The organism is Streptomyces alkaliphilus (assembly GCF_014141535.1).
GTDB lineage: Bacteria > Actinomycetota > Actinomycetes > Streptomycetales > Streptomycetaceae > Streptomyces > Streptomyces alkaliphilus.
Genome location: NZ_VKHT01000715.1, coordinates 1 through 2,764 on the forward strand (window position 1 = coordinate 1; position 2,764 = coordinate 2,764).

3 protein-coding genes are annotated in these 2,764 nt (G+C 75.1%); all 3 read right to left on the bottom strand.

Translation table 11 applies throughout. The annotated features are described in order from the left end of the window. On the bottom strand, positions 1-430 hold a 430-nt coding region (locus tag FNQ90_RS18830), incomplete at its 3' end, for an acetyl-coenzyme A synthetase N-terminal domain-containing protein (RefSeq protein ID WP_323380066.1). Between the two features lie 251 nt (positions 431-681). Further along, positions 682-1,119, bottom strand: a complete 438-nt coding sequence (locus FNQ90_RS18835) for a roadblock/LC7 domain-containing protein (RefSeq protein WP_182607452.1) — start codon at positions 1,117-1,119, stop codon at positions 682-684. Further along, a partial coding sequence (locus FNQ90_RS18840; protein WP_267133074.1) for an ATP-binding protein occupies positions 1,116-2,764 on the bottom strand: 1,649 nt, incomplete at its 5' end. The genes FNQ90_RS18840 and FNQ90_RS18835, both read right to left, overlap by 4 nt.

Sequence of the window (2,764 nt, forward strand, 5' to 3'; positions counted from 1 at the left end):
GCTCGGCCCCGGTGATCATCCGGGTGACGGGATCGCCGTCGGGCTCCGCGACGGCGAGGACGACGGGCTCGTCGGGGAACTCCTCCGCACGACGCAGGGCGTGCCACGCGTAGTTGAGTTCGGCGCCGGGGAACCAGGTCGCCCCGGGCATGGTCCGGTCCGCCAGTACGGCCCGGGGCGGGGTGACGAAGGAGACCTCGCAGAAGTCCGCGACGGCGGACCAGAAGGCGTCCGGTTCGGTGACCGACCAGCCATGCAGGGCACGGTAGTCGGCGGCGGGGTCGCCCCCGCCGGGGGGCGGGGCCCCGTACCGCCGGGCGGCTCGGGCGTGGAACGCGGTGAGGCGCGAGTCGGCTACGGTCTCGGCGTCGGGGCTCCACAGCACGGTCGGGGTGGCGGGCTCCGGTTCCGGGCCGGTGGTCGGGGTCATGGCGGCTCCCGGGAATCGATCGGATCGGGTGTCGGCCGGCCCGTCCCTCCCGGTTCCACGGGACGGGACGTGCCGCGCGGGGCGGCGTCGCCGGGCGCCCACCGCGGTTCCGGTGGGACCCCGCGGTGGATCACCCGCAGGACGATGCCACGCTCCGGGGCGACACACCAGATCGGCACGGCGACCGGGGTGGACGGGAGTCGGTTTCCGCCGATCGGCCCGGGCCCGTCCACGGGCTGTCCCGGGCCCGCTCAGACCCGGGCGTCCCCGGCACGCGGGGCGGTGCCCAGGTGGACCCCCACACGCTTGACCAACAGGGTCATCTCGTAGGCCACCTGCCCCACGTCCGCCGAGGCGTCCGCGAGAACGGCCAGGCAGCTGCCGGAACCCGCCGCCGTCACGAAGAGAAAGCCCTCGTCCAGTTCCACCAGCGTCTGCCGCACCGAGCCGACCTCGAAGTGCCGGCCCACCCCACGGGCGAGGTTGTGGAAACCCGAGGCCACGGCCGCCAGGTGCTCCGCGTCCTCCCGGCGCAGGCCCCGGGAGGTTCCCCGGGGCAGACCGTCCCCCGAGAGCACCAGACCATGGCGGACGGCGCCGATCCGTCCCACCAGCTCGTCCAACAGCCAGTCCGGTTCGCCCCGGCCATCGGTGGTTCCCCGGTCGGCACCGGCTTCCGCTGCGGTCATCGTTCCTGCCCCTCGTGGTGTTCCGGTGGTGCGGTGCCCCCCGGTGCCGGCACTCCGGCCCCGGGCCCCCACTCGCGGCGGCCGCGTCGCCAACCGTCCTGCAGGGCGGACATGCGGACACGGGCCGCCTCGGCGTCCCGCTCGGCCGACGAATCGGCGGACGGATCCTCCCCGGCGGGGTCACCGGAGGGGACTCCGGAGTCGGAACCGTCCGTGGGTCGGGCCCGGGGCGGTTTCGTGGCGGTCGGATGGACGCGGGGCATCCGACGGGGAAGTTCCGCCACGGGCCGGGTGGCGTCCCGGGGTGTTCCCTCGGTCGGAACGGAGATCGGTGGGGGCGCCGGCACGGGGGACGCGGAAGAGGTGTGTCCCGTCCGGGGCACGGTACGGCCGGCCGCCGGTACGCCGGGGCCTCCCGGCTCCGGGAGGGGCCCGGGAGGCTCGCCGATCACCCGGCCGTTCTCCGCGACCAGCACCGGCACGCGCCGGCGCGGCGTCGAAGGGGCCTCCGTCTCCCCGGCGGACCCGGGAACGGGGCGGGCCCCGGGCCCGGTGGCCCGGCCATTCGTTTCCGAGCCGCCGGAGGGGACGCTCCGGGCGGCGCGATCGTCTTCGGTGTCGCCGCCGCGCGGACCGCGCCGGGAGTCCTCCACCGCCCGCCCCGGCCGGCGGGTGGGCAGGGGCGGACGACCGCCGACGGAGCCCTCCGCGGACCGGTCCGCGACCGGTTCCGCGAGATCCTCGGCCCCGCTCCGGGCACCGGCCCCGCGTCCCGCGAGCACCCGCTCGATCGAGGACTCCAGCTCCACCGGGCCGCCCCGCCGGGATCCCACCGCGGCGGGTGTCGACCGCCCGGTCACCGACACTCGTTCCGCGCCCGCCATCGGGGAGGCACCTCCCCACTCGTCCTCCCACTCGCCCAGGAGTTCCCCGGGAATCAGCACGACGGCGGTGGTTCCGCCGTAGGGGGACTCCCGCAGGGAGACCCGCACCCCATGACGTCGGGCCAGTCGGGCCACCACGAACAGGCCCAGGCGGTCGGTGTCGGAGAGTTCGAAATCGGAGGCGTTCGCGAGGCGGTGATTGGCCTCGGACATCGCCCGGGGGGGCATGCCCAGGCCCCGGTCGTGGATCTCGATCGAGAACCCGTGCGGCACCCTCTCGCCGTGCACCTGGACCGCGGTGTGGGGCGGGGAGTAGTTGATCGCGTTCTCCAACAGCTCCGCCACCAGGTGGACCAGGTCGGCGACGGCCGCCCCGTCGACGGCAAGGGACGGCATCCGACGCACCTCGACCCTTTCGGGGTCCTCCATCTCCCGGACCGCGCTCCGCACCACGTCCATCGGACGGGCCGGCCTGCGCCACTGCCGTGCGGGGGCCGCGCCGGAGAGGATCATCAACCCCTCGGCGTGCCGTCGCATGCGGGTGGTGAGGTGATCCAGCCGGAGCAGATCCTCCAACTCGTCCTCGTCGTCGGTCCGCCGTTGAATCGCACCGAGGATGTCGAGTTGTTTCTGCAACAGGACCTGGTTGCGACGGGCGAGATTGACGAAGACCTCCGAGACGCCGCGACGCGTCTCGGCCCCGTGCACGGCCGCCTCGATCGCCGCGCGTTGGAGGGTCTCCAGGGCCCGGCCCACCCGAC

Excerpts from the sequence above, each read along its gene's own strand:
- FNQ90_RS18835 (WP_182607452.1), bottom strand. The coding sequence starts at position 1,119 with ATGACCGCAGCGGAAGCCGGTGCCGACCGGGGAACCACCGATGGCCGG.